This window comes from Streptomyces fradiae, assembly GCF_041270065.1.
Taxonomy (GTDB): domain Bacteria; phylum Actinomycetota; class Actinomycetes; order Streptomycetales; family Streptomycetaceae; genus Streptomyces.
On the sequence record NZ_CP065958.1, the window covers coordinates 4,300,102 to 4,316,436 of the forward strand.

The 16,335-nt window shown below is 71.6% G+C and carries 18 protein-coding genes; 7 read left to right on the forward strand and 11 right to left on the reverse strand.

Annotated features, from left to right (window positions below; all coding sequences use genetic code 11):
* Positions 1–30: 30 nt before the first annotated feature.
* On the forward strand, positions 31–2,097 hold the full coding sequence (locus JAO84_RS19560) for an AAA family ATPase (protein WP_370414024.1): 2,067 nt from the start codon (positions 31–33) through the stop codon (positions 2,095–2,097).
* Here the strand turns inward: JAO84_RS19560 and JAO84_RS19565 are convergent.
* A complete protein-coding gene (locus JAO84_RS19565) occupies positions 2,087–3,532 on the reverse strand; it encodes an MFS transporter (protein ID WP_370414025.1) in 1,446 nt (481 codons plus the stop codon). The genes JAO84_RS19560 and JAO84_RS19565 overlap by 11 nt on opposite strands.
* Before the next feature lie 97 nt (positions 3,533–3,629).
* On the reverse strand, positions 3,630–4,115 hold the full coding sequence (locus JAO84_RS19570) for a MarR family winged helix-turn-helix transcriptional regulator (protein WP_370414026.1): 486 nt from the start codon (positions 4,113–4,115) through the stop codon (positions 3,630–3,632).
* A 534-nt stretch (positions 4,116–4,649) separates the two neighbouring features.
* Here JAO84_RS19570 and JAO84_RS19575 point away from each other — a divergent pair.
* A complete protein-coding gene (locus tag JAO84_RS19575) occupies positions 4,650–5,072 on the forward strand; it encodes a hypothetical protein (protein WP_370414027.1) in 423 nt (140 codons plus the stop codon).
* 10 nt (positions 5,073–5,082) lie between these two features.
* Here the strand turns inward: JAO84_RS19575 and JAO84_RS19580 are convergent, their stop codons facing one another.
* Both JAO84_RS19580 and JAO84_RS19585 read right to left on the reverse strand, forming a co-directional pair.
* Entirely contained in the window at positions 5,083–5,502 is a 420-nt protein-coding gene (locus tag JAO84_RS19580) for a VOC family protein (RefSeq protein WP_265867413.1), read from the reverse strand.
* A gap of 10 nt (positions 5,503–5,512) precedes the next feature.
* Positions 5,513–5,932, reverse strand: coding sequence for a helix-turn-helix transcriptional regulator (locus tag JAO84_RS19585; protein WP_370416811.1), 420 nt, complete (start codon positions 5,930–5,932; stop codon positions 5,513–5,515).
* 211 nt (positions 5,933–6,143) lie between these two features.
* On the opposite strand from JAO84_RS19585, the gene JAO84_RS19590 reads away from it, so the two are divergent.
* Entirely contained in the window at positions 6,144–8,504 is a 2,361-nt protein-coding gene (locus JAO84_RS19590) for an ATP-binding cassette domain-containing protein (RefSeq protein ID WP_370414028.1), read from the forward strand.
* A 58-nt stretch (positions 8,505–8,562) separates the two neighbouring features.
* Positions 8,563–9,126: a GNAT family N-acetyltransferase gene (locus JAO84_RS19595; RefSeq protein WP_370414029.1), complete on the forward strand. Its 564-nt coding sequence runs from the start codon at positions 8,563–8,565 to the stop codon at positions 9,124–9,126.
* Positions 9,127–9,161: 35 nt separating this feature from the next.
* Here JAO84_RS19595 and JAO84_RS19600 read toward each other — a convergent pair whose 3' ends face one another.
* The 6 genes from JAO84_RS19600 to JAO84_RS19625 form a co-directional block, all read right to left on the reverse strand.
* The gene (locus JAO84_RS19600; RefSeq protein WP_370414030.1) at positions 9,162–9,836 is read right to left on the reverse strand and encodes a contact-dependent growth inhibition system immunity protein; all 675 of its coding nucleotides are present in this window, start codon (positions 9,834–9,836) and stop codon (positions 9,162–9,164) included.
* Between the two features lie 12 nt (positions 9,837–9,848).
* On the reverse strand, positions 9,849–10,148 hold the full coding sequence (locus tag JAO84_RS19605) for an RNase A-like domain-containing protein (RefSeq protein ID WP_370414031.1): 300 nt from the start codon (positions 10,146–10,148) through the stop codon (positions 9,849–9,851).
* A 67-nt stretch (positions 10,149–10,215) separates the two neighbouring features.
* On the reverse strand, positions 10,216–10,809 hold the full coding sequence (locus JAO84_RS19610) for a hypothetical protein (protein ID WP_370414032.1): 594 nt from the start codon (positions 10,807–10,809) through the stop codon (positions 10,216–10,218).
* Entirely contained in the window at positions 10,809–12,521 is a 1,713-nt protein-coding gene (locus JAO84_RS19615) for an RNase A-like domain-containing protein (RefSeq protein ID WP_370414033.1), read from the reverse strand. The genes JAO84_RS19610 and JAO84_RS19615 overlap by 1 nt, the downstream gene beginning before the upstream one ends.
* Positions 12,521–12,826, reverse strand: coding sequence for a WXG100 family type VII secretion target (locus tag JAO84_RS19620; RefSeq protein ID WP_265867406.1), 306 nt, complete (start codon positions 12,824–12,826; stop codon positions 12,521–12,523). Before JAO84_RS19620 ends, JAO84_RS19615 begins: the two co-directional genes overlap by 1 nt.
* 22 nt (positions 12,827–12,848) lie before the next feature.
* Positions 12,849–13,181, reverse strand: a complete 333-nt coding sequence (locus tag JAO84_RS19625; RefSeq protein WP_370414034.1) for a WXG100 family type VII secretion target — start codon at positions 13,179–13,181, stop codon at positions 12,849–12,851.
* Positions 13,182–13,431: 250 nt separating this feature from the next.
* Between JAO84_RS19625 and JAO84_RS19630 the strand changes: the two genes are divergently transcribed.
* The 3 genes from JAO84_RS19630 to JAO84_RS19640 all read left to right on the forward strand — a co-directional run bounded on the left by JAO84_RS19630 (position 13,432) and on the right by JAO84_RS19640 (position 14,798).
* The gene (locus JAO84_RS19630) at positions 13,432–13,812 is read left to right on the forward strand and encodes a helix-turn-helix domain-containing protein (protein ID WP_370414035.1); all 381 of its coding nucleotides are present in this window, start codon (positions 13,432–13,434) and stop codon (positions 13,810–13,812) included.
* Between the two features lie 28 nt (positions 13,813–13,840).
* Positions 13,841–14,353 (forward strand): hypothetical protein, encoded by a 513-nt coding sequence (locus tag JAO84_RS19635; RefSeq protein ID WP_370414036.1) that lies wholly within the window; start codon positions 13,841–13,843, stop codon positions 14,351–14,353.
* A gap of 112 nt (positions 14,354–14,465) precedes the next feature.
* A complete protein-coding gene (locus JAO84_RS19640; protein ID WP_370414037.1) occupies positions 14,466–14,798 on the forward strand; it encodes a DUF2516 family protein in 333 nt (110 codons plus the stop codon).
* Between the two features lie 68 nt (positions 14,799–14,866).
* Here the strand turns inward: JAO84_RS19640 and JAO84_RS19645 are convergent, their stop codons facing one another.
* Positions 14,867–16,111, reverse strand: a complete 1,245-nt coding sequence (locus tag JAO84_RS19645) for a PP2C family protein-serine/threonine phosphatase (protein ID WP_370414038.1) — start codon at positions 16,109–16,111, stop codon at positions 14,867–14,869.
* Between the last annotated feature and the right edge of the window lie 224 nt (positions 16,112–16,335).

Here is a 16,335-nt window from a genome sequence, read left to right on the forward strand (position 1 = left end):
CGAGTAACGCTCTCGGGGTATCGTCGTGTCATGAAGCTCCTGCATCACGACCTCGACCAGGCTCTCGAACGGGAACGTGCCCATCACGACGCCTGCCGCGCCGCCCTCGTCCGGATGACCGAGGACGTCGAGGAGCAGGTGGTCATAGGCGAGGACACCGCCGCGTCCGGGGCCGATGCGGAGATCCTCGGGTACCACCTGCGCAGCCGTGCCAAGGTCTTCCGGGAGATGCCGCCGGGGCCGTTGTTCTTCGGCCGGCTCGACCGCGAGGACGGGCAGGTGCACCACATCGGGCGGCGCCGGGTCGCGGAGCATCCGGCCGCGCCGCCGCTCGTCGTCGACTGGCGGGCGCCGGTCTCCCGCGCGTACTACCAGGCGGGACCGCAGGACCCGCAGGGCGTGGTCAGACGCCGGAGGTTCGGCTGGGCGCCGGGCAGTGCGGGCGCGTCGGAGGACCTGACGGCGCTGGAGGACGAGCATCTGGCCGAGGGTCCTGGTCCTGCTGAGGGCCCTGGTCCCGGGGGCGGCGCCGGAAGTGCGATGGGCGGGGTCAGCGGGATCCTCGCCGGGGAGATCGAGCGCCCGCGCGTGGGCCCGATGCGGGACATCGCGGCGACGCTCCAGCCCGAGCAGGACGATCTCGTGCGGTCCGGGCCCGCCGCGTCGATCTGTGTGCAGGGCGCCCCCGGCACCGGCAAGACCGCCGTCGGCCTGCACCGCGCCGCGTATCTCCTCTACACGCATCCGCAGCGCCTGCGGCGCTCCGGACTCCTCGTCCTCGGCCCCAACCGCACCTTCCTCTCCTACATCTCCGAGGTGCTGCCCGCGCTCGGCGAGACCGGGGTGCGCCAGTCCACGATCGGCGAGGAGATCGCCCGGCACGAGGTGCGCGCCGAGGACGGTGCCGCCGCGGCCCGGGTCAAGCACGACGCCCGGATGGCCGAAGTGCTGCGCCGCGCGCTGTACGCGCGCGTGGATCCCGCGCCCGCCGAGGACGTGACGGTGCCGGACGACTCGTACCGCTGGCGGGTGCCCGCCGCCGAGCTGGCCCGGATCGTCGCGGACGTACGGGAGGAGGCCCCGCCCTACGCGACCGGCCGGGAGCGGGTGCGGGCCCGGATCGTGCGCTCCCTCCAGCTGCGCGCCGAGCGGCGGGCGGGGCCGCAGGGTGCGGCCTGGGTGCGGCGGATCGAGCGGGCCCGGCCGGTGGCGGCGGCCGTCGAGGCCTGCTGGCCCAGGACCACCCCGGAGGAGGTGCTCGCCGCCTTCCTGACCGACCCGGACGACGAGCGGTGGAACGGCGGTTCGCTCGGTTCGCGTGGTTCGCTCTCGTCCGGGGAGCGGGCGGCGATCCGCTGGGCGAAGCCCCCGCGCTCGTACCGCAGTGCCCGCTGGAGCGCCGCCGATCTCGTCCTCCTCGACGAACTGGCCGGGCTGATCGAGCGCCCCGAGAGCTACGGGCATGTCGTCGTCGACGAGGCGCAGGACCTGTCGCCGATGGAGTGCCGGGCCATCGCCCGCCGCGCGGACTTCGGTTCGCTGACCGTGCTCGGCGACCTGGCGCAGGGCACCACCCCGTGGGCGGCCCGGGACTGGCCCGAGCAGCTGGCCCATCTCGGCAAGCCGGACGCCGCACTGGTGCCGCTGACCACGGGCTACCGGGTCCCGGCCGCCGTCGTCGAGCTCGCCAACCGGCTGCTGCCGGAGCTGGGCGCCGGGGTGCCGGCCGGGCGTTCACTGCGTGCGGGCGGGGCGGTGACCATACGTCAGACCGCGGACGTGGCCGGGGGCGTGGCGGAGGCGGTACGGGCGGCGCTGGCGGAGGAGGGCTCGGTGGGCGTGATCGCGGCGGACCGGGCGGTGGCCGCGCTGGCGGAGCGGCTCGACCTCCCGGACCGGGTCTCCGGCCGGGTCTCGGTCGTCCCGGCCTCGCTCGCCAAGGGCCTGGAGTACGACCACGTGGTGGTCGTGGAGCCCGCCGCGATCGTGGCCGCCGAGCCGCGCGGCCTGCACCGGTTGTACGTCGTCCTGACCCGCGCGGTGTCCCGGCTCGACGTGGTCCACCGGGAGGCGCTGCCGCCCGCGCTCATACGGTGAGGCGCGCGCGGTGAGGCTGTCCGGCGGGCTTCTGCGGCTTTCCCTTCGGCTTCGGCTGCGGGTTGCGGAGGAGGGTGAAGGCGACCGCGAAGGCGGCGACGAGCAGTCCGGCGCCGACGGCGAAGGCGAGGTGGTAGCCGCCGGTCAGGGCCTCGGCGGCGGGCCGTCCGGCGGCGGCGAGTGACTCGGTGCGGGAGGCGGCCAGGGTGGACAGGACGGCGACGCCGAGGGCCATGCCGATCTGCTGGGTGGTGTTGAAGAGACCGGAGGCCAGGCCCGCGTCCGCCTCCCGGGCGCCCGACATGGCGAGCCCGGTGAGCGCGGGCAGTGCGAGCCCGAACCCGGCGGCGAGCAGCATCACCGGCAGCAGGTCGACGGCGTAGGAGGCGCGGACCGGCACCCGGGCGAGCAGGCCGAGCACGCCGACGAGCAGGACGAGGCCGGTGAGCAGCACGTTCCGCTCGCCGAAGCGGGCGATCAGCCGGGCCGAGAGACCGAGGGAGACCACGCCGATCACGGCCGCGGCGGGCAGCATCGCGAGACCCGTCTCGGCGGCGCCGTACCCCAGCACCTTCTGCAGGTAGAGCGCGACCAGGATCTGGAAGGAGAACAGCGCGGCCACCATCAGCATCTGCACCAGATTGGCCCCGGCGACGGCCCGTGAGCGCAGGATCCGCAGCGGCATCAGGGGCTGCGCGGCGGTCGCCTGACGGACCAGGAACCCGGCGAGGAGGACGAGCGCGAGCGCGCCGAGCCCGAGCGTATGGGCCGAACCGGCCCCGTACTCCCCGATGGTGACGACGGCGTAGATGCCGGTGGTGAGCCCTGAGGTGACCAGCACGGCGCCGATCGCGTCCGCGCGACCCCCTGCTGCGGCCGGGCGGTCGGCGGGGAGCGCGGGGACGGCGAGGAGCAGGGCGGCGATGCCGATGGGGAGGTTGATGAAGAAGATCCAGTTCCAGGACAGGGCGTCGGTGAGCAGTCCGCCCGCGACCTGGCCGATGGAGGCGCCGGCGGCGCCGGTGAAGCTGAACACGGCGATGGCCTTGGCGCGTTCGCGGGGCTCGGTGAAGAGCGTGACGAGGATGCCGAGGCTGACGGCGGAGGCCATCGCGCTGCCGACGCCCTGCAGGAAGCGGGCGGCGATCAGGACGGCGGGGGAGGCGGCGACGCCGGCGAGCAGCGAGGCGGCGGTGAAGACGCCGGTCCCGGCGAGGAACATCCGCTTCCGTCCGAGCAGATCGCCGAGGCGCCCGGCGAGCAGGAGGAGGGCGCCGAAGGCGATGAGGTAGGCGTTGACGACCCAGCTGAGCCCGGTCGGGGTGAAGCCCAGGTCGGCCTGGATGGCGGGCATGGCGACGGTGACGATGCTGCCGTCGAGCACGGTCATGAGGAGGGCGGTGGCGAGGACGCCGAGGGCGGTCCAGGGGCGCATGGCGGTTCTCCTGTCGGGTGAGGCGACAGGTAGGACGCTAGCAGATAGTTTTGTTGCAGACCATCTATCTCGGATCGATGGTCGGGGTTCCGGCCGATCAGGCCTTCTGCCGTGCCCGGCGGGCGGTGCGCGGCGCCTCGGCGGGCGTTTCGAGATGCCCGGTGACCAGCCGGTTCAGCGCGCTGAGCAGTGCCGTGCGCTCCTCGTCCGGCAGCGCGCCCAGCGCACCCTGGTGCACCTCGTCGACGATCTTCTGACTCCGCCCGGCGACCTTCGCCCCCTCCTCGGTCACGGCGATGATCCGCGCCCGCCGATCACTGCTGGACGGCCGCCGCTCGGCGAGCCCCGCCTTCTCCAGGGCGTCGACCGTGACCACCATCGTCGTCTTGTCCATGTCCCCGAGCTCGGCGAGCTGCGCCTGCGTCCGCTCCTCCTCAAGCGCGTGCACGAGCACGCAGTGCATCCGCGCGGTCAGCCCGATCTCGGCGAGCCGCGCGGCCATCTGCGTCCGCAGCACATGACTGGTGTGATCGAGGAGGTAGGAGAGATCGGGCTCGGTCCGGGTGGGCGCCATGGCAGTCATGCGGCCAGGGTAAGGCGAACCGTTCCGTTGCGGACGATCCCCACCCACCCACTGCCAGGCTGGACCCCATGCGCCCCCTGATCTTCCTCGGTGGACCCGGCCCTCACCTGAGCCCGCACCCCGAGCCGGCCGCACGCGTGGCGCCCGGGTTCGGCCCACCCCGTGTGGGCATTCGTCCCGCTGGGGCGGGACGGGTGGGCACACGGGACGGCGCCCATGCGGGCGCGTTCCGCACCCGGGCCTACCCGCACCACGAGCGCGGCGCCCTCGCGCTGAACGTCCAGGCCCGGGAGCCTAGGCCCGGCAAGGGGCGCCGCCCGTTGTGCCCACCCTCCCCCTAGCGCTTCGCCCTGGGGGGACCCCCAGCCCCTGCGGAACGCATGCCCACAACGAACGGGGCGACGGTTGGGCACCGCCCTCGACGAGCACAGGCCCCCGCGCACGGGCCTCACAGAGGCGGACTACACGGCAGTACGGGAGTGGCTGGCGCGCCCCGGCCGAGCTGAGTACGGAGGCACCTGAAGATGAGCGCCGATGCTCAGGAGCCGCCACGGCGGCGCGGCAAGGATGAAGGCAACGACCAACCGCACCATCCAGGAGCTGAACATGCATCGCGAGGCGTACGCGCAGGCGGCCGCGGCGGAGGCGCGACGGCGGCAGACCCCCGCCGCGCTCGCGGCGGGGGTCCTGTGGGCGGCGGTGCTCCTGGTGCTGGCCGCGCCGATGTCGCTGGTGTTCATCGGGGTGATCTGGGGCGCGGCCGCAGGACACTTCGACGACGGCCTGCTGCTCTACGCGGCCGGGGTCACGCTGGCCCCGTTCCTCATCCCCACCCTGCTGGCCTTCGCCCCGTCCGTGCGGCGGCGCCTGTCCGTGCCGGGGCGCTTCCTGCTCGCGGGCACGACGGCCCTCCCGATCGCCGTCGGGATCGCGGCCTGGGCCACCACCTGGGGCTGAGCCGGCCTGGTCAGGCGCGGGGCTGGTTGAAGCGGAGCATGTTGCCGGCCGGGTCGCGGAAGGCGCAGTCGCGGACACCGTAGGGCTGGTCCATGGGCTCCTGGAGGACTTCGCCGCCCGCGGCGCGGACGCGTTCGAAGGTGGAGTCGACGTCGTCGGTGCGGAAGATGACGCCGCGCAGCATGCCCTTGGCGAGGAGTTCGGCCGCGGCCTGGCGGTCGGCGGCGGGGGCGTTCGGGTCGGCGAGCGGCGGCTCCAGGACGATCTCGACGTCCGGCTGGGTGGGGGAGCCGACGGTGACCCATCGCATGCCCTCGAAGGAGACGTCGTTGCGGACCTCCAGACCGAGCGCGTCGCGGTAGAAGGCGAGCGCCTTGTCGTGGTCGTCGACGGCGATGAAGCACTGGGCGAGATTGATGGTGTTGTTCATGCCGTCGACGCTACGAGGGCGCCGCGCTTTCCGCTTCTCCGTTCCTGACCGGTTCGGGCGCTGGTTTCGTCGCCACCGGCCTGGCCCGGGTCGGACGGGTCAGGAACTTCGCCACGCACGCCGGGATCGGCTCCCCCGCGTCGTGGTTCCGCGCCCGGTACGCGCTCGGGCTCTCCCCGACCAGCTCCGTGAACCTCGTGCTGAACGACCCCAGCGACGTACAGCCCACCGCGAAGCAGACCTCCGTCACACTCAGGTCGCCGCGCCGCAGCAGCGCCTTCGCCCGCTCGACCCGGCGGGTCATGAGATAGCTGTACGGCGTCTCCCCGTACGCGGCCCGGAAGCTGCGCTGGAAGTGCCCCGGCGACATCAGGGCGGCCCGCGCCAGGGCCGGGACGTCCAGCGGCTCCGCGTAGTCGCGGTCCATCATGTCCCGGGCCCGCCGCAGTCTGACCAGGTCGTCGAGGGTGGGTGGCGCCACAACCCCAAGGATGGCACGCGGCGCCCGCCCCACCCCGGTTGTCCACAGGCTCCGGCGGCGCGATCAGGTTTTCCACAGGTGGGCAGGAATCGAGAAGCACGGCGGCGGGCCCGCGCCTAGCCTGGCTCCAGGACATGACACGGGGCCGCAGGGAGAGACGATGACCAAGCCGCACGCCGCCGACAGCCACGACCTGATCCGCGTGCACGGCGCGCGCGAGAACAACCTGAAGGACATCAGCATCGAGATCCCGAAGCGCCGCCTGACGGTGTTCACGGGCGTCTCGGGCTCGGGCAAGAGCTCCCTGGTCTTCGACACGATCGCCGCCGAGTCGCAGCGGCTGATCAACGAGACGTACAGCGCCTTCGTGCAGGGCTTCATGCCCTCCCTCGCCCGCCCCGACGTCGACGTCCTCGACGGTCTGACCACGGCGATCACCGTCGACCAGCAGCGGATGGGCGGCGACCCGCGCTCCACCGTCGGCACCGCCACCGATGCCAACGCGATGCTGCGGATCCTCTTCAGCCGGCTCGGCGAGCCGCACATCGGCGGCCCGAAGGCCTTCTCCTTCAACATCGCCTCGATCAGCGGCGCCGGCGCGGTGACCGTCGAGAAGGGCGGCCGGACGGTCAAGGAGAAGCGCAGCTTCACCGTCACCGGCGGCATGTGCGCGCGCTGCGAGGGCCGGGGCACGGTCTCCGACATCGACCTCACCGCGCTGTACGACGACTCGAAGTCGCTCGCCGAGGGCGCCCTGACGATCCCCGGCTACACGATGGACGGCTGGTACGGGCGGATCTTCAGCGGCAGCGGCTATTTCGACATGGACAAGCCGATCCGCCGCTACACCAAGCGCGAGCTGGCCGACCTGCTCCACCGCGAGCCCACCAAGATCAAGGTCGAGGGCATCAACCTCACCTACGAGGGCCTGATCCCCAAGCTGCAGAAGTCGATGCTGTCGAAGGACGTCGACTCGCTCCAGCCGCACGTCCGCGCCTTCGTGGAGCGCGCCGTCACCTTCACCACCTGCCCGGACTGCGAGGGCACCCGGCTCAACGAGGGGGCCCGCTCCTCGAAGATCGGCAAGGTGAGCATCGCCGACGCCTGCGCGATGCAGATCAGCGACCTCGCGGAATGGGTGCGCGGGATCGACGAGCCCTCCGTGGCGCCGCTGCTCGCCACGCTCCAGCAGACCCTGGACTCGTTCGTGGAGATCGGCCTCGGCTATCTGGCGCTCGACCGGCCCTCCGGCACGCTGTCCGGCGGCGAGGCGCAGCGGGTCAAGATGATCCGGCACCTCGGCTCCTCCCTCACCGATGTCACGTACGTCTTCGACGAGCCGACCACCGGTCTGCACCCGCACGACATCCAGCGCATGAACGATCTGCTGCTCCGGCTGCGCGACAAGGGCAACACGGTCCTGGTGGTGGAGCACAAGCCGGAGACGATCGCGGTCGCCGACCATGTCGTGGACCTCGGCCCGGGCGCGGCGTCGGCGGGTGGCAGCGTCTGCTTCGAGGGCACGGTGCCGGGGCTGCGGAAGAGCGGCACGGTGACCGGCCGGCACTTCGGGGACCGCGCCAAGATCAAGGACGCGGTGCGCACGCCCACCGGCACCCTGGAGATCCGCGGCGCGCACGCCAACAACCTCCAGGACGTCGACGTCGACGTGCCGCTCGGCGTGCTGGCGGTCGTGACGGGTGTCGCGGGCTCCGGCAAGAGCTCCCTGGTGCACGGGTCGATCCCGGCGGGCGCGGGCGTCATCTCGGTCGACCAGGGCGCCATCCGCGGTTCTCGGCGCAGCAACCCCGCCACGTACACGGGGATGCTCGAACCGATCCGCAAGGCCTTCGCCAAGGCCAACGGGGTGAAGCCGGCGCTGTTCAGCGCGAACTCGGAGGGTGCCTGCCCCACCTGCAACGGTGCCGGGGTGATCTACACCGACCTGGCGATGATGGCCGGGGTGGCGACCGTCTGCGAGGAGTGCGAGGGGAAGCGGTTCCAGGCCTCGGTGCTTGAATACCGCTTCGGCGGGCGGAACATCGCCGAGGTCCTGGAGATGTCGGTGGCGGAGGCGGAGGAGTTCTTCGGAGCGGGCGAGGCCCGCACCCCGGCGGCGCACCGCGTCCTGGAGCGTCTCGTGGACGTCGGCCTCGGCTATCTGACGGTGGGGCAGCCGCTGACCACCCTCTCGGGCGGCGAGCGGCAGCGTCTGAAGCTGGCCACGCACATGGGCGACAAGGGCGGGGTGTACGTGCTCGACGAGCCCACCGCCGGCCTCCACCTCGCCGACGTCGAACAGCTCCTCGGCCTGCTCGACCGCCTCGTCGACTCCGGCAAGTCCGTGATCGTCGTCGAACACCACCAGGCGGTCATGGCCCACGCCGACTGGATCATCGACCTCGGCCCGGGCGCCGGCCACGACGGCGGCCGCATCGTCTTCGAGGGCACCCCCGCCGACCTGGTCGCCGCCCGCTCCACCCTCACGGGCCGGCACCTGGCGGACTACGTGGGGGCGTGAGGCCCGTCCCCGGCCCGTCCCCGGCCGGGACGGCGCGGGGGTCGGGCAGGATCGGTGGATGCCCCTCGACGTCCCCGTCCTCCCGACCCCGTCCGGTCTCACCCTCCGCCCCTGGCGCCTCACGGACCTCCCGCTGGTCCGTGAGGCCTCGGCGGACCCGTACATCCCCCTGATCTCGACGGTCCCGGTCCCCTACACGGAGGCGGAGGGCGAGGCCTTCGTCCGCCGCCAGTGGCAGCGGGCGAGCAGCGGCGCGGGCTACCCCTTCGTGATCGAGACCCCCGACGCCCGCCCGGTCGGCACCATCGGCCTCTGGCTGAAGGACCTCTCCCAGGGCCGCGCCTCCCTCGGCTACTGGCTCACCCCACCCGCCCGCGGCCACGGCGCCGCCGCCTCCGCCCTCACCACGGTCACCACCTGGGCCCTCCACACCCTCCGCATCCCCCGCCTCGAACTCCACGTCGAACCCTGGAACACCCCCTCCCTCCGCACCGCCGAACACGCCGGCTTCCACCGCGAGGGCCTCCTGCGCGGCTGGCAACAGGTGGGCGCCGAGCGCCGCGACATGTACGTGTACGGCCTCCTGCGCGCGGACGTCACACCGCAGGCCGACCCGCACTGACCCGGGCGCCCCGCACGGGCAGGGCCGACCCGGGCCTACGCGTACTCGGCGCGGGGCCCGGCCAGTTGCTCGGCGACGGTGAGCAGCCACGCGCTCGCCGTGTACGGGGCGGGCGGGTCGACCTCCATGCCGAGCTCGGCCACGCCGAGCGCGTAGTCGACCTCGTCGAGCCCGAGGGCGAGCAGCTCGCGCAGTTCGCCGACGAGCCGGGCGACGAGCGTCGGGTGGGCCGTCGCGGCGTAGTCGCGGACGGCCGCTTCGTGGTCCTCGAACTCGTCCGGCATGTCCTGCGAGAACCAGCCGCCGAGGAACTGGCCGAGCTCGGGGAAGCGGGCGTGCCACTCCCAGTGCGTCTCCGGCAGGGCGGCGGGCGGCGGGACCCGCCCCTCCTCGATGCTCCGTCCGATGTGATCGGCGAGCAGGACCAGCCAGTCCTGGATCCCGGACTCGGGCAGGCCGACGTCCGGCACCGGGTAGAACTCGCCGAGCCGCAGCCGGAGCCGGCCGGGCGGGTTCTGGGCGTAGGTGCGGAGCTGCTGCTCGGCGGTAGCCAGGGCCCAGGGGCGGGTGTGCCAGGTGTGGCGGAGGTAGGAGGTGAGGGCGGCGCCGGGCGCCTCGGGGGTGTCGTCGGCGGGCTGGCCGACGTAGGCGCTGACGACCTGGTCGAGTTCGCCGTACCGCCGGTCGAACTCCAGGGGCTTCATGGACATGTGCCGGTCCCTTCACACGTAGATCGGGAAGGTGCTGTGCACGACGAACCCGAGCGGACTGGCCGGGTCGCGGCGCAGCACCACCCGCGCGGCCCGCACGTCCACGGCGCCGCGCCCGGCGAGCGCCATAGCCTGGATGAGCACGCGCCCGACCGGCTCCTCTCGGGACGGCCAGGAGGCCTCGACGGTCAGCCGGGGCCGGGTGCCCTGGGCGAGCCACCGGTGGATGGCCTGCTCGTTGCGGGTGACGACCTGCTGGGCGGCCCACTGGGCGGTTTCCCGGTCGGGGTAGGTGGCGGATCTGGTGAGCATGGGGTGTTCCTCGGTGGGCGGGTCGGAGGGGCGGAGGGGCGGAGGGTCGGAGGGTCGGAGGGTCGGATCAGAGGTTCTGGAAATTCCAGAACACGGCGACTTCGTCATCGTTCACGGCGATCAGCCCGGCGTCCCAGTCGAATCCGCTGAAGGGGTTGAAACTCAGGGAGTCCTGTTTGTAGAAATCGGGCTGGTCGCTCTTCCAGCCGAGGTTGGTGTAGAAGCGGGAGTGGTCCGGGAAGCGCGACAGGATCACGTCGGCCCGTCGTTCCGTCTCCGGCAGGCGCTCCGCCCAGCCCGGTGACAGGGAGAGGTCCGTGCGGGGCGCGGATCCGAGCCGGACGATCAGCGACCGTACCGAGGCGCGGGGGAGCTCTCCCACCAGCTTCCGATAGCGTTCCGCGTCCGCGGGTGTGGAGGGTGTCTCCAGCCACGGGAACAGCGGGTCTTCCCGGCGCTCCTCCTCGCCCTCGTAGGGGTCGATGGATTCCCAGCCTCGCGGGTCCCGGGTTTCGAGGCGCATGATCGCCCCGACGTCGAGCCACCATTCGTCGTGCTCGCGGGGAGCGACGCTGACGAACGTGCAAAGCCACTGGTACAGCTTGAGCGCATCCGACCACGCCGCTGCGTCGAGCCGAACTTCTTCCATCATGTGCTCCATTACTGGGGTGCCGAGGTGTAGACGACGAAAGGCGGGTTCAGGTTCGGGTCGTACTTGAGACGAGTGGTTACGCCGTGAGTATCCTCGGGGGGCTGTATCGTCGCGGTTTGTTTGTCGGCCTGCACGGTCCGCCCGGTCACAGCGTTGCCGGTGAGGGGGCCCTCGTTGGGGACCGAGGGAACGTCGACGACCAATTCCTTTTCTGCGGGCGGTGGGTTCTTGAGCCAGTCCTGGATCTGCTCGGTGTTCTGGCGAATGTTGTACTGAGTGAATTTCTGGGCCGAATTGATGTCCGGGAAAGACGAGGACGACAGGATGACGAACTTGCCGTTCGCGCGCTGCTCGTCCTTGATTCGCTGAAGGAGCTGTTCGTCGGTCTTGCCGACGTGCTTGTCCAGGGTGTGGGCGCCGTTGAGGCCCTCGTTCGTCGCCAGGTCCAGCGAGTACATGTACGGGGAGGGGCTCTCCCCGCCGATCTGCCAGCTGTGTTCCTTCTTGAACTCGTTGAGCGAGCGCGCGCCGAAGCCCTGGGCGCGGGCGATCTCCGCCTGATAGGTCGGGGCGCTCTGGGCCGCGAAGTCCAGCTCCCAGACGAGGGCGTTGAGTGTGTTCGTGGCGTCGACGAACTCCTTGTGGTACGTCTCGACGACCGCGTTCACGCCCTGCTTGTCCATGTGGCTCCGGAAGGTGAGCACGATCCGGCCCATGATTGCGCCGACCGCCAGCTTGGTGAGGTTCGACAGACTGAGGTCGGTGAGATCCTCGGCCGTGGCCTTCGCCGCGTTGATGCCGGCCCGCTCGGTGAACTTGGTGGTCCTCTCGCCGACGTCGGAGAGGTGATCCAGGACGTCCGCGATCTTGTCCGCGGTCTCCTTCAGCACGTCGATGATGGGGCGGCGGCGGTCGGGAGTGACGTCCTTGCTGTGCCGCCACTGGCGGCCGTCCTTCTCGACCCGGTTGCCGTCCGTGTCCAGCTGCCTGCCCCACGCCGTGGCACCCCAGATGCTCTGGCCGAAGGTCCGCATGGCTGCCTGCCACTCGCCCTTGTCCCTCGGGTTGGTGATGGTGGCGATGGCGGTGTTGAGCTCGTCCGATGCCTTCACGGCCTCGGAGCCGAGCTTCCGCCAGGCTTTGGCCATGGCCCGGGTCTCGTCCTCCTTGATGCCCGGGGTGATCTCGTGGACCTTGCCCAGGCGGAGGCCGTGCTCGATGGCGGGCCGGATGACGTCGGCGAGGAAGTCGGGGAACTCGCCGATCGCGCCGGTGATCCACCAGGAGTCGACGTCCTCGCCTGTGCCGGTCCATTTGATGGGGTTGACCGGCCCGTAGCGCGGAGGCTTGTTGATGACCACCGGCTCCGGCTGCCGGTGCGGCATCGCCCCCTTGCGGCCGGACGCCTCCCATTCGGCCAGCACATAGTGGTTGGCGGTGTGGTTCAGGCCGATGGAGGCACCGCCCACGCTGACCACGCTGCGGCCCCACGCGTCGAGGAACTTCTCGACCACCTCCGCGTACTTGACCGCGAACGCGTCCGCGCCCCAGCCGGTGCCGGCAGACTGGTTGTACTCGTTCAGGACGTCGACCAGGACGAACGCCCGTTCGGCATGGGCGAACTGGGCCTCCTTCACCAGGTCCGCCGCATGGTGGACGTGCACCGGCTGGACGTCGAAACCGCCGTTCGCCGCGGGGGAAGGCGGTGCCGCCCCGGCCATCAGGCCGCCCCCCAGCCGCGCAGCACGGCCCGGTGGGCCGCGGCGTAGGCCAGGTGGCCGTTCACCACGATGTCGTGCAGCCACGCCTGGGCGGCCTGGAGGTCCTGCGCGGACCGGTCCCACTTGTCCAGCTGGTCGACGAACGTCTGGCGGGCCTCGCCGTCCCAGGTCAGGACGACCTTTTCGACGCGCCGGTAGAGCAGGTCGAGCTGTTCGTTGAGCGTCTTGAGGATCTCTTCGAGGTCCCCGGCCATGCCTTGCAGGGTGGCGAAGTCGACGGATATGTGGTCGTCGCTCGACGGCATGAATCCCCCTCGTTCGTTGTCGTCACAGGTCGGCGATGCGGCTGCGTGGTGCGGACGGCGCCGCGGGTTCGGTGTTCGGCGTGGACAGGGCGTCGGTCTCCGCCTGGATGTCGGTGTGGGACCGGATGCGCCGGAACTCCTCCAGGACTTCCAGGTCCTGCGCCGAGAACCCGTCCTTGCTCAGGCGGATCGCCTTGGCCAGGATCTTCATCGTCTCCCGGATGCGGACGGCGTCCTCCGCCGCCGCGCGGTGCCTGGTCCGGTACACCTCCGAGGCCGGTCCGTGCCAGCGGGACTCGATGCGGTCGACGATCTCGTCCATGCGCAGGAGCTGCTTCTTCAGCACCTCCTGCATCGTGTCGAGGTCCCCGGCGAGCGATTTGAGTTTGCTCTCGGTAAATGCAAGGTCTTCCGCGGAACCTGGTGTACCGGCTGTGGCGGCCGAACTCGCCGCATGAGGTGCAGCGTTCACGGTGTCTCTCCCCCCGGTGTGGTCAGTGGCTGATCACTCTGCCGACGTTAGCAAACGCGGATGGTGACCGTCGTTGCAAAACTATTGCAAGCGGCTGCTTGCAATAGTTAGCAGCAGCTGGCATGGTCGGAGCATGGCTTCACTCAACGTCGGGAATCTCGGTGAGTACCTCCGTGAGCAGCGGCGCACCGCGCAGTTGTCCTTGCGGCAGCTCGCCGAGGCGGCGGGGGTGTCGAATCCGTATCTGAGTCAGATCGAGCGGGGGCTGCGCAAGCCCAGTGCCGAGGTGTTGCAGCAGGTCGCCAAGGCGCTGCGGATCTCCGCCGAGACGCTGTACGTGCGCGCCGGGATTCTCGACGAGCAGGAGCGGGACGAGCTGGAGACGCGGGCCGTCATTCTGGCCGATCCGTCGATCAACGAGCGGCAGAAGCAGGTGCTGCTCCAGATCTACGACTCCTTCCGCAAGGAGAACGCCGCCGAGCAGCAGCAGGCGCAGCAGCCCACCGACACGTAGCACCTGAACTTCCGGGAGGACCACGACCATGGCCATCATCGACGAACTCCGTACCCCCCTCTACTTCGCCGCCGGCGCCGCCGACCTCGCCGCGCAGCAGGCCAAGAAGGTGCCCGGGCTGATCGAGCAGCTCGCCGCCGACGCGCCCGCGCGCATCGAGGCCGTGCGCAACACGGACACGAAGGCGGTGCAGGAGAAGGCGCAGGCGAAGTTCGCCGAGTTCGTCGGCGGTCTGGACACCGACCTGAAGAAGCTCGGCGAGCAGGCCCAGGACCTGGCGCTGCGCGGGGTCGGGGTCGCCGCCGAGTACGCGGTCAAGGCGCGCGAGAAGTACGAGGAGCTCGCCGCGCACGGCGAGGAGACCGTGAAGGCCTGGCGCGGCGAGGTCGCCGAGGAGATCACCGAGATCGCCGTCGTCGTCGAGCCCGAGCCGGTCGTCGAGCCCGAGCCCGAGCCCGAGACCAAGAAGGCTCCGGCCGCCCGCAAGGCCACCACCCGCAAGGCGCCCGCCAAGAAGGCCGCAGCCGAAACCGCCGAGTAAAGGCTGAGCAGAGCCGGGCGGGCGGTCCGGGCACCAAACCCGGTGTCCGGAGCGTTGTACCGGGTACCTTGGCCGCGAGGCGCTCCACCCACACACCTAGGCGGTGCTCAGCATGTTGGCGAACGGCTTCGACTCGATCCTCTCCCTGGTGACCTTCCTGGTCTTCACCGGCTTCGCCGTCGCCGCGTTCGCCTTCGCCGCCACGGCGCGCGAGGACGCCTACCGCGCGGCGGACAAGCAGACCAAGAAGTTCTGGCTGATCCTGCTCGGCATCAACCTGCTCCTCAACCTGCTGCTGCCGATGCTGTTCCTGCAGATCGCCGGGCTCATCGCCGCCATCGTCTTCATGGTCGACGTGCGGCCGGCCCTCCGCCAGATCTCCGGCGGCCGCCGCGGCGGCTCCAGCAGCGACGGCCCGTACGGCCCCTACAACGGCGGCCGGTAGCGGTTGCCGGTAGCGGTTGCCCGTAGCCGGCAGTCGGAAGAGCGCGATCAAGGCCAAGGTCCGGGCGGTTACGCCCGGGCCTTGTCCCGTTCCAGGGCGAGGACCGCGACGTCGTCCGTCAGCTCCCCGCCGTTCAGCGAGCGCACCTCCGTCACCGCCGCGTCGAGCAGCTCCTCGCCGCGCAGTCCCTCCGCCAGCTGCCGGTTGATCATCTCGACCATGCCGTCCTGGCCGAGCCGCGGCGAGCCAGGCCCCGCCGAGCGGCCCTCGATCAGCCCGTCGGTGTACATCAGCAGGCTCCACGAACCGCCCAGCTCCACCTGCCGGCGCGGCCAGCGGGCGCGCGGCAGCAGTCCCAGGGCCGGGCCCCCGTCCTCGTACGGCAGCAGCTCCGCCGCCCGCCCGTGCCGGGCGATCAGCGGCGAGGGGTGGCCCGCCAGGCACAGCCCGGCGCGGCGTCCGTCCGCCGAGATGTCGACGGTGCACAGCGTTGCGAAGATCTCGTCGTTCTCGCGCTCGTGCTCCAGGACCTGCTGGAGGGTGGAGAGCAGCTCGTCCCCGCACAGCCCCGCGAAGGTCAGCGCCCGCCAGGCGATCCGCAGCTCCACGCCGAGCGCCGCCTCGTCAGGCCCGTGGCCGCAGACGTCGCCGATCATCGCGTGCACGGTGCCGTCCGGGGTGCGCACGGTGTCGTAGAAGTCGCCGCCGAGCAGCGCCCGGGACCGGCCGGGCCGGTAGCGGGCCGCGAACCGCAGGTCGGAGCCCTCCAGGAGCGGCGTGGGCAGCAGTCCGCGCTCCAGGCGGGCGTTCTCCTGGGCGCGCAGCCGCGACTCGGCCAGCTTGATCTTCACGACGTCGTTGCGCTTGCGCTCGACCGCGTAGCGGATGGCGCGGCTCAGCAGCCGCCCGTCCAGCTCCTCCTTGAAGAGGTGGTCCTGCGCCCCGACCCGTACCGCCTCGGCCGCGAGCTCCGCGTCCCCGGCCGCCGCGAGCGCGAGCACGGCGTGCCGCGGCGCGAGCCGCAGGATGTGCCGCAGCGGTGCGAGCAGGTCGTCCTCGGCCCCGCGGGGGGCGGGCAGGGAGAGGTCGACGAGGACGCAGTGCACGTCGTCGGTGAGCAGCCGCTCGGCCTCGGTGAGGTTGCGGGCGGTGCGGATACGGACCCGGGTCCCGGCCGCGTCGAGCAGCTCGGGTACGGCGAGGGCGCCGGCCGGGTCGTCCTCGACGACCAGGAGCGTGAGGTCGTGGGCGGTGCCGGGCGTTCCGGGTGCCGCGGGAGAATCGATTCTCTGGCGCGGTACGGGTACGGGCATCGGTTTGGGTTTCCTTCCCTCCCCCCGAGGGCCGGGGACCGACCATAGCGGTACCGCGGGGCGCAGCGGAATGGCGATCACCGAGTGAACCGGCACGGCGGTATGGCATATGCCACGGATGGGGAGGTAGTCGCCGCTCGGAGCGTGTGACGGCGGGCCGGCGGGCGCTCCGGGCGATGAGAAACGTCACGTCGGGGCGGGGGCGAAGGGGGCGTGCGGAGGGC

What these genes read in the sequence shown, in the direction of transcription:
- JAO84_RS19560 (WP_370414024.1), top strand. Translation starts at nt 31, where the DNA reads ATGAAGCTCCTGCATCACGACCTCGACCAGGCTCTCGAACGGGAACGT.
- JAO84_RS19565 (WP_370414025.1), bottom strand. Translation starts at nt 3,532, where the DNA reads ATGCGCCCCTGGACCGCCCTCGGCGTCCTCGCCACCGCCCTCCTCATG.
- JAO84_RS19570 (WP_370414026.1), bottom strand. Translation starts at nt 4,115, where the DNA reads ATGACTGCCATGGCGCCCACCCGGACCGAGCCCGATCTCTCCTACCTC.
- JAO84_RS19575 (WP_370414027.1), top strand. Translation starts at nt 4,650, where the DNA reads ATGCTCAGGAGCCGCCACGGCGGCGCGGCAAGGATGAAGGCAACGACC.
- JAO84_RS19580 (WP_265867413.1), bottom strand. Translation starts at nt 5,502, where the DNA reads ATGAACAACACCATCAATCTCGCCCAGTGCTTCATCGCCGTCGACGAC.
- JAO84_RS19585 (WP_370416811.1), bottom strand. Translation starts at nt 5,932, where the DNA reads ATGATGGACCGCGACTACGCGGAGCCGCTGGACGTCCCGGCCCTGGCG.
- JAO84_RS19590 (WP_370414028.1), top strand. Translation starts at nt 6,144, where the DNA reads ATGACCAAGCCGCACGCCGCCGACAGCCACGACCTGATCCGCGTGCAC.
- JAO84_RS19595 (WP_370414029.1), top strand. Translation starts at nt 8,563, where the DNA reads ATGCCCCTCGACGTCCCCGTCCTCCCGACCCCGTCCGGTCTCACCCTC.
- JAO84_RS19600 (WP_370414030.1), bottom strand. Translation starts at nt 9,836, where the DNA reads ATGTCCATGAAGCCCCTGGAGTTCGACCGGCGGTACGGCGAACTCGAC.
- JAO84_RS19605 (WP_370414031.1), bottom strand. Translation starts at nt 10,148, where the DNA reads ATGCTCACCAGATCCGCCACCTACCCCGACCGGGAAACCGCCCAGTGG.
- JAO84_RS19610 (WP_370414032.1), bottom strand. Translation starts at nt 10,809, where the DNA reads ATGGAGCACATGATGGAAGAAGTTCGGCTCGACGCAGCGGCGTGGTCG.
- JAO84_RS19615 (WP_370414033.1), bottom strand. Translation starts at nt 12,521, where the DNA reads ATGGCCGGGGCGGCACCGCCTTCCCCCGCGGCGAACGGCGGTTTCGAC.
- JAO84_RS19620 (WP_265867406.1), bottom strand. Translation starts at nt 12,826, where the DNA reads ATGCCGTCGAGCGACGACCACATATCCGTCGACTTCGCCACCCTGCAA.
- JAO84_RS19625 (WP_370414034.1), bottom strand. Translation starts at nt 13,181, where the DNA reads ATGCAGGAGGTGCTGAAGAAGCAGCTCCTGCGCATGGACGAGATCGTC.
- JAO84_RS19630 (WP_370414035.1), top strand. Translation starts at nt 13,432, where the DNA reads ATGGCTTCACTCAACGTCGGGAATCTCGGTGAGTACCTCCGTGAGCAG.
- JAO84_RS19635 (WP_370414036.1), top strand. Translation starts at nt 13,841, where the DNA reads ATGGCCATCATCGACGAACTCCGTACCCCCCTCTACTTCGCCGCCGGC.
- JAO84_RS19640 (WP_370414037.1), top strand. Translation starts at nt 14,466, where the DNA reads ATGTTGGCGAACGGCTTCGACTCGATCCTCTCCCTGGTGACCTTCCTG.
- JAO84_RS19645 (WP_370414038.1), bottom strand. Translation starts at nt 16,111, where the DNA reads ATGCCCGTACCCGTACCGCGCCAGAGAATCGATTCTCCCGCGGCACCC.